General features: G+C 57.8%; 11 protein-coding genes. 7 read left to right on the top strand and 4 right to left on the bottom strand.

Annotated features, from left to right (window positions below):
- Positions 1-259 precede the first annotated feature (259 nt).
- Positions 260-892, top strand: a complete 633-nt coding sequence (locus C7451_RS19340; protein WP_053556534.1) for a tyrosine-type recombinase/integrase — start codon at positions 260-262, stop codon at positions 890-892.
- Positions 893-1090: 198 nt separating this feature from the next.
- Complete coding sequence (locus C7451_RS19335) at positions 1091-1723, top strand: imm11 family protein (protein WP_067399893.1); 633 nt, start codon at positions 1091-1093, stop codon at positions 1721-1723.
- A 185-nt stretch (positions 1724-1908) separates the two neighbouring features.
- Here the strand turns inward: C7451_RS19335 and C7451_RS19330 are convergent, their stop codons facing one another.
- Entirely contained in the window at positions 1909-2202 is a 294-nt protein-coding gene (locus tag C7451_RS19330) for a hypothetical protein (RefSeq protein ID WP_067403134.1), read from the bottom strand.
- 256 nt (positions 2203-2458) lie between these two features.
- Between C7451_RS19330 and C7451_RS19325 the strand changes: the two genes are divergently transcribed.
- From C7451_RS19325 to C7451_RS19310, 4 genes are read left to right on the top strand one after another with little or no spacing between them, the layout of a single operon-like run.
- Positions 2459-2752, top strand: a complete 294-nt coding sequence (locus C7451_RS19325; protein WP_062342971.1) for a putative quinol monooxygenase — start codon at positions 2459-2461, stop codon at positions 2750-2752.
- 5 nt (positions 2753-2757) lie between these two features.
- The gene (locus C7451_RS19320) at positions 2758-3201 is read left to right on the top strand and encodes a MarR family winged helix-turn-helix transcriptional regulator (RefSeq protein ID WP_062342972.1); all 444 of its coding nucleotides are present in this window, start codon (positions 2758-2760) and stop codon (positions 3199-3201) included.
- Positions 3198-3416, top strand: a complete 219-nt coding sequence (locus C7451_RS19315) for a putative antibiotic biosynthesis monooxygenase (RefSeq protein WP_066119272.1) — start codon at positions 3198-3200, stop codon at positions 3414-3416. The genes C7451_RS19320 and C7451_RS19315 overlap by 4 nt, the downstream gene beginning before the upstream one ends.
- On the top strand, positions 3413-3814 hold the full coding sequence (locus tag C7451_RS19310; protein WP_081096823.1) for a carboxymuconolactone decarboxylase family protein: 402 nt from the start codon (positions 3413-3415) through the stop codon (positions 3812-3814). The genes C7451_RS19315 and C7451_RS19310 overlap by 4 nt, the downstream gene beginning before the upstream one ends.
- A 98-nt stretch (positions 3815-3912) precedes the next feature.
- Here the strand turns inward: C7451_RS19310 and C7451_RS19305 are convergent, their stop codons facing one another.
- Both C7451_RS19305 and C7451_RS20540 read right to left on the bottom strand, forming a co-directional pair.
- Positions 3913-5031, bottom strand: coding sequence for a glutathione S-transferase family protein (locus tag C7451_RS19305; protein ID WP_062342978.1), 1119 nt, complete (start codon positions 5029-5031; stop codon positions 3913-3915).
- 16 nt (positions 5032-5047) lie between these two features.
- Positions 5048-5494, bottom strand: coding sequence for an AbrB/MazE/SpoVT family DNA-binding domain-containing protein (locus C7451_RS20540; protein ID WP_419470498.1), 447 nt, complete (start codon positions 5492-5494; stop codon positions 5048-5050).
- 237 nt (positions 5495-5731) lie between these two features.
- On the opposite strand from C7451_RS20540, the gene C7451_RS19290 reads away from it, so the two are divergent.
- Positions 5732-6325 (top strand): recombinase family protein, encoded by a 594-nt coding sequence (locus C7451_RS19290; protein WP_053556549.1) that lies wholly within the window; start codon positions 5732-5734, stop codon positions 6323-6325.
- 6 nt (positions 6326-6331) lie between these two features.
- On the opposite strand, the gene C7451_RS19285 is transcribed toward C7451_RS19290, so the two are convergent.
- A complete protein-coding gene (locus C7451_RS19285; protein ID WP_066114288.1) occupies positions 6332-6943 on the bottom strand; it encodes an SOS response-associated peptidase in 612 nt (203 codons plus the stop codon).
- Between the last annotated feature and the right edge of the window lie 235 nt (positions 6944-7178).

The following is a 7178-nucleotide window of genomic DNA, read 5'->3' as shown; positions in this document are numbered from 1 at the left end:
CACCGAGATCGAAATCGCGCGGGGTGGGGCATGCCCCACCCCGCGCGATCACCTCAATCTACACCAGAAATTACACCACGAGCGCGGACGCTAACTACGGGCAGCTGAGCAGCAGGGTCACAACCGAACGGTTGTGACACCTTGCGCCTTGGTCCGCTTACCACGCCGATGCGTCCGTAAGCCGACGTTCCGCTTCCGGCCCAAAAGCCTCCTCTTTCAGCGTTCCCCGCTTGGCCAATGACGGCCGAGGAGATGAACCATGGGATACTCTCGATTTGACCCCGCAATACAAGCCCGTGCAGCCTGGAACGCCGGCAAGACCGTTGGCACCAAGCGACCTCTGACGCAGAAGCAAATCTGGGCGATACGCTTCCACCTAGATCGCGAAGGCCGTCTCCGGGACAAGGCTCTCTTCGATCTCGCGATCGACAGCAAACTGCGTGGCTGTGATCTCGTCAAGGTCAAGATTGGCGATGTCGTTGCTGGCGCGGACATTCGCAATCGCGCCATTGTCATCCAGCAAAAGACCAACCGTCCCGTCCAATTCGAACTGACAGCGGATGTTCGCGCGACTCTGATCGCCTGGCTAGAGCGACGCGGCGGTTCGGCTCACGATTATCTATTTCCGAGCCGCGTCGATCTCCATGGCCATATGAGCACACGCCAGTATGCCCGCCTCGTCGATGAGTGGGTGACCGCCATCGGTTTGCGTAAGGCTGAGTACGGCACTCACTCGCTGCGGCGAACGAAAGCTGCGATGATCTACCGTGCCACCGGCAATATCCGAGCTATCCAAATTCTGCTCGGCCACACCAAGATCGAAAACACGGTTCGGTACCTTGGTGTCGACCTCGAGGATGCCTTACTGTTGGCGGAGCGCACCGAAATCTGACACAGCAAGCGGTCGACCGACCTATTCGGTCGGCCGCTTTGAGGCGGCGTTAGAATGGCGTGATCGACCGAAATTGGGTGGAAAGCTGACATTCACGACAACGCTCGTTCTGTCCATCGTCGTGGCGACTGGAACGCAAGTCGGAGTCAACTTATGGAGCGAGAACGCCCCATGCGGGCCAATGAGAGAACGCAGTAAATGGCCTGGCTTCTTGAGCGTGAGAACACGACGGTAGCGACCGTCAAGTTCGACATGGAGCCATCATGCTCCGAAATAATGATACCTTACGAACTTCTGGAACAGCGCGGTCTTGCTCATGTTTCGGCTCGTCCCACCCGCGCGGCCATCGATATCGACGATCAGTTTTGGCCGAAACGCGCACGACTGAAAACGCCACGAAAATCGCTTCCCGATTGGGTTGGGTTCTGCTCCTTCTGGGGGGTTAGCCAGCCATTCCGTGATTGCATTGATGGCCTGGAGCCCGGGCTTCACGAATTCAGGGCGGTAGAGGTGCTTCGCTCCGACGGGGCACCCTTTGAGGTTTCATATTATGCCATCAACGTTCGCCGGGCAATATCCGATGCCGTCGATTGGCAGAAAACCGATGTCCCGTCGAAAGAATACAAACATGGGCGCAAGATGCTGGGACTAAAGACTCTGGCAGAGACGCGCAATATTGTCATGAAAAGATCAGCAATAGGGGGCTCCCATTTGTGGGTTCCAGACGAGTTAATCACGTCGGCTATCGCTGTATCTAATGAACTCTACACATTGCTGGGACAGAGGAAACTTCTAACTGGCGTTGCCTGTTTTCGTGTTATCGAAGAATGATGAGGCCAGAGGCATGGGCAATAATCATCAGGGATTTATGCTGGTTTTCGGGAACGGCCGCAATGGGGTCGTTAGGGGCTGGTCCGCTTCTGGGTCGCCTCGCACTTGGCAGCTAGGTCACGAGCTGGGGTGGAAAGCAAATTATCCAGCGCTCGCAGCTCGGTCGCATCGGGTTTGGCCGACGTTCAGCGATTAGACGATCTCGGTCGCACCACGAACAGGATCCAAAGTCCAAGCGCGCCCCCGAATGTTGCAGCGATCTTGATGGCGTCCAGAAAAAATCCCGAGGGCCAGTATCCCAAGGGCGATTGCAGACCGGCCCCGAGTATGAAAAGCCCCAGGAACAGGGCGCAGGTTATGGCGCAGACGATTGTAGCCGTTGCTGCATCGGTTCGGGCCTTTTTGATCGCGATGAGCGGCCCAAAGAAGAGCCCAAACATGATGAGCGCGCCGGGCCAGTATTCGATGAGCTCGCTCACTGGTCACATTCCCCGAACTTCACATGCTCATGCCCAGAATGCCGATCAGGATGAATGTCCGCAATGGGGTCGCTTCCTGAATGGCAGAAATTTTTCAGAAGCATGGCAAAGCTGCAAGACCGCTTTTGGGATCAAGCCCAGGCTTCCGTTTCGACTGAAACTGGGTGGTTAGCGGACGGTCTGCTTTCAGGAAGTTCTGGACTTGACCAGCCATCACCCTGAATTATATAGTTAGCATGATAACTAAAGGAATGTCATGATCCATCAGTTGAACATCATCGCACGGATCGCGCCACATCCAACGCACTACAACAAGGCGCGCGAGGCCATCTGCGAGATCATCGAACAGACGCGCGCCGAACCCGGCTGCATGGAGTTTCGTCTCAGCGAAAATGCACAGGACGGAACACTGTATCTCTATGAGGAATGGCGAGACGAGGCCGCACTGGCATCGCACCACGATCAACCATACACCCGGGCCGTCTTTGAAGCCTACCGGGACTGGCTGGCAGAAGAGCCGCAAATCCTTCATCTCCGTCCGGTTCGGTAAGGCTGATGTTCTTTCTTAAAGAACTTCCCAGCCGACAAATGGTCGACGGTTATGCCGACCAATTCGCCGATGTCGATGTCGACAGAGTGCTCGACGCGCTTCGGTTGATGCGACGCGCGAGCCTGCTGATCCGCGAGCTGGAAGCATACTTCGCGCGCCATGACCTCTCGCAGCTTCGCTTTTTGATGATGATCCTTATCGACCGCGAACCCGAGCGAAACTGCCTCGCTGCAAGTGAAATTGCCGAAAGGCTGGACGTATCGCGGCCCGTCGTCACGCGCACCTTGCAGGGCTTGGAACGGGCTGGCCTGATCGCGATTTCGGAAAACTCAGAAGATGCTCGCTCCCGGAACGTGACCCTTACTCTCTCGGGGAAAGCCAAGCTCGACGAGGTTCTGCCGGGATACTTCGCCATCCTTCATCGTCCCGATCCAGCAGCCGACAAATGACATTCCGGATCGTTATATTGCGGACCATGCTCGTCTGGCTCGTCGTATGGCCGCTTGTGACCGGGATGCTCAAGCTGCTGGGGTTCATCGCGAGCGATATGGCGCTTGGATTTCAGACACTCATTCTGACGGCAATCCTTGTTCCCCTCATCAGTCTGCTGCTTGCTCCAGCGATGCATTCGCTGGCAACTCGCTTAATGAAGGAATGGTCATGACTGACAGGTTCGAAAGAGGCCTCGAGAATCTTCGCAGAATCGACGGTGAAGCCGGAGAGAAGGTGGTTGAAAGCTTAAAGGACATATCGCCGGATCTTGCCCGCTACACCATCGAATACCCGTTCGCCGATATCTACGCACGGCCCGGTCTTGGCCTCCGCGAACGAGAGATCGCGACGATCGCAGCCCTTACGGCGATGGGCACGGCACAGCCCCAGTTGAAGGTCCACATCCAAGCCGGACTCAATGTCGGTCTTACGAAGAGCGAGATCGAGGAAATTATCATCCAGATGAGCGTGTATGCCGGATTTCCAGCAGCGTTGAACGGGATGCAAGCCGCCAAGGAAGTCTACTCGAGCTCGGATGCCAGCGAATTCGATCAGGATGAGCCTAATTGACGGCAGCTTGCGGTAAGGAATTCTGCCCAGGCGAATGTCCGCAACTGGGTGGAAAGCGGCCATGAGTAGCGGTTTCCTTAAATGAGTAGTTGGGGCAGTCAGTCGCTCCGTTCGTCCCACACTTCGATATTGTCGGCGCGCCTGATCCTGATGGGCAGCTTCTCCTCGAGAAGGGCTGAGAGGGAACGCGCGGCAAATAGGTCTCGTACGGATTCGCTATCTGCTGCCGCGTCCTGCAATCGTTGCCAAAGAAGGAAAGTGTAGGGCTGTACCCCTCCCGTATAGGGGATGCCGCGGAATGACGTTTCCACTTCGCCGACGATCCGCTGATGCGGTTTGGAGGTGACGGGCTGGCCAGGTTTGGCGGCGCCGCTGGCGACGTAAGCGCGCAGAAACTTCAGCCTATCGGTCAGGCCGGGCAGCAGTTCGACAGCGATCTGATCTAGCACCGGACTTAGCGACGCCGGGATCTCATCACCGGCAGCAAAACCATGTTCGCCCTCTAGGTTATATTCCACAAGGTCGAGATCGGGCGCATGCATGCGTTCGACCCAGCGATGAACTTTGGGCGCGTCGCGCTGCATGATTGCGAGCGGAACCGGATCGCGCCCAAGATGAGCGAACAACGGGCCAAAAAGCGAATAGTCGCCGATCGAAGGCTGGGTGCCAACCAGATAGGGATGCTGTGTGAAATGTGCGTCGAGCCCTTGAAGTAGCTGGCGATAGCTTTCCTCGATTGCCGGGATTGTCTCGTCCGACACGCCCAGCATTGGCAGATAGCTGTTCATCCGCGCCATCACCGAGGCGGTGCGCTCGGCATTGCCGCCGACCCCGAAAGCATCTTGCAGAAAAGCTTTCTGTCTATCGAGGTAGGACCAGCGGTAGTGCATGGCATGTCGCGTCAGGCCAAGCACCGAATAGAGTTCGAACAGGTGCGCGACTGCGAGTTGGCGCGGCGTCTTCGGATAGGCAGAATAGCGCACACCGGCGCGTTCGAAGTGATCGATGATGTCGACGGTATCTTGCACGACGCTACCATCGGCAAGCTCCACGACCGGGATGATGCCCCGCCCGATTCTCGGCACCACTACTTGCGCGAAATGGGGGTCGCTGGGCGGTCTCTCACGGTAGCCGATGCCCTGCTTGCGCAAGTAACTGCGAACCTTGCCGGTATAGAGCGAGTGCGGCAGGCCATAGAGGACAAGAACATTTGTCATCAGGTGGGCTGATTCCTCAATATGAAACTGCAAGGCCGCTGAGCTTGCCCGCTAACAAGGATGCCGCCGAATGTCTGCAACGGGTCGTTTGCGGCTGGTCCGCTTCTGGGCATGTGGCCGGCAACGATGTCCGCCCCCGGCTCGTCACGCAGAAGCGCCAGCACGGCCGATGCATCCAGCACCACCTCGCTCGTGGGGCAGGATCGCTAATGCTCGCTTCGTCGTGCCCGGCCTCTTCACGCCTGTCGCGTAGGAAGTCTTCGGTGGTGCGCGGCGACTTGACCGCCTGCAGGTACAGCTCGCGTGCGCGCATCACACGATGGCCGATGGGCACAAGTCGGACGCCACCCGCTTCTACGATCGCGGTCACCTTCGTATCGCCCGACAAGCCCATTGCTTCGCGCACGGACTTCGGAAGAACCATTCGCCCATTGGCAGCCACCTTCAGATCAATAGCCGTCATCACACGTTGAACCTTAGACCAAATATGCCACGGTTTAAAAAGTGGCACACAATCAGATAGGACGCAACGCCATAAGAAATTTGGTTGTACGATAGGGGGTCGCTCAACGGACACAAAATTTGGCCCGATCGCCAATCAATAGAATTTGGCTTTCGTCCTCCAAAATCGGGGTCGACCAGTCCGTCTCATTAAGGTAGTACGACTAGATTCTCATTGATGGGGCGCTAAGCGTTACAGATGACCGGGACTTTGATCGGATACGCACGGTGTTCAACCGACAAGCAGGATTTGACGGCCCAACGCCATGCTCTCGCCGAGCTCGGTGTGTCGGCCGACCGGATCTATACCGATCACGGCCTCACCGGCACTTCGCGCGATCGGCCAGGGCTTGCGCAGGCACTCGCCGCCGTCCGTGCCGGCGATACCTTGGTCGCACCGAAGCTCGACCGCCTAGCCCGATCGGTCCCCGATGCGCGGGCGATCGCCGAGGAGCTCGAGAAGCGCGGTGTTGCCCTCGCCCTCGGCCGACAGATCCACGACCCGAGCGATCCTATGGGCAAGATGTTCTTCAACATCCTCGCCACCTTCGCTGAATTCGAAGCTGACCTGATCCGGATGAGGACGCGGGAAGGTATGAAGGTCGCCAAGGCGAAGGGAAAGTTGAAGGGCAAGCCCCCCAAGCTGACCGACCGCCAGCAGCGCCATCTGCACCAGCTGCATGAAGGAGGCGAGCACTCGATCAGTGAGCTGAGCGAGTTATTCTCGGTTTCGCGCCCAACAGTCTATCGAACCATCCAGCGCATGGCATCCAAGCTCGCTTCCGGACAGTAGTGCATTCTAGCGGCCCGTCCGCACCCAGGGCACCGTCGTTCGATCGACTTTGATATCTCTCTGGTATGGCAGCTCGCATAGGGTCAACGCTTCAGCGGCTGAGCCGTGTTCCCATATCGGATATTGGTCGCCTCGCAAAATAACCGGCATCCGGGAATGGACTTCGGCCGCGGCACCAGTGCCATCCTTCATCACCATCGAATAGCAATCACCCCATTCATCCGAAGACCGCCATACGCCGGCGACGGCGAACAACTCCGCGTCCGGCAGCGACAGCCAGGTGCGCGTCATGGATCCTCGGGGACCCTCGGCCTCCGCCCACGCGGTAAGGGGGATGAGGCAACGTCGCTTCTCGAAGCTGTCCCGCCAGAAGAACTGGCTCAGCTTGTCGGTGCGGGCGTTGTTGACCGGTTTCGGCTTTAGAGGCTGGCCCGACTTCTTGCTCTTCAGCGACAGCGGAAAGCCCCACACCATCGATCGGATCGATCCGTTGGCCACGACCAACCCGGGATACCCTGGATAGATCTCTCCCGGCGCGTTGCTCGCTGCAGCGGGCGCGGCGTTGAACAACCCAGCGACCTCGGCCGAGCTCTTGGTCATGCGATACAGGTTACAAATACACGCCTCCCAGCCTTCAGGAATCTTCAACTGTCATCGCAGTATGATAGAAGAAGAGATCATGCCCGCCACCATTCTTGCCGCCGCCGCTGCCTTTGTTTGCACCCCGATCGCGGTCTGGGACGGAGACGGGCCAATTTGGGGTCAGGACATAGAACGGGCACAGATATACGCTAAGCGTCTCTGCGCGCACTTATGGGTCGACTCTATGCGTCGACGACTCCAGCATTCCAAA

It is taken from the genome of Blastomonas natatoria (assembly GCF_003201955.1).
GTDB classification, from domain to species: Bacteria; Pseudomonadota; Alphaproteobacteria; order Sphingomonadales; family Sphingomonadaceae; genus Blastomonas; species Blastomonas natatoria.
This window is presented reverse-complemented; position numbering and strand designations above follow the sequence as displayed.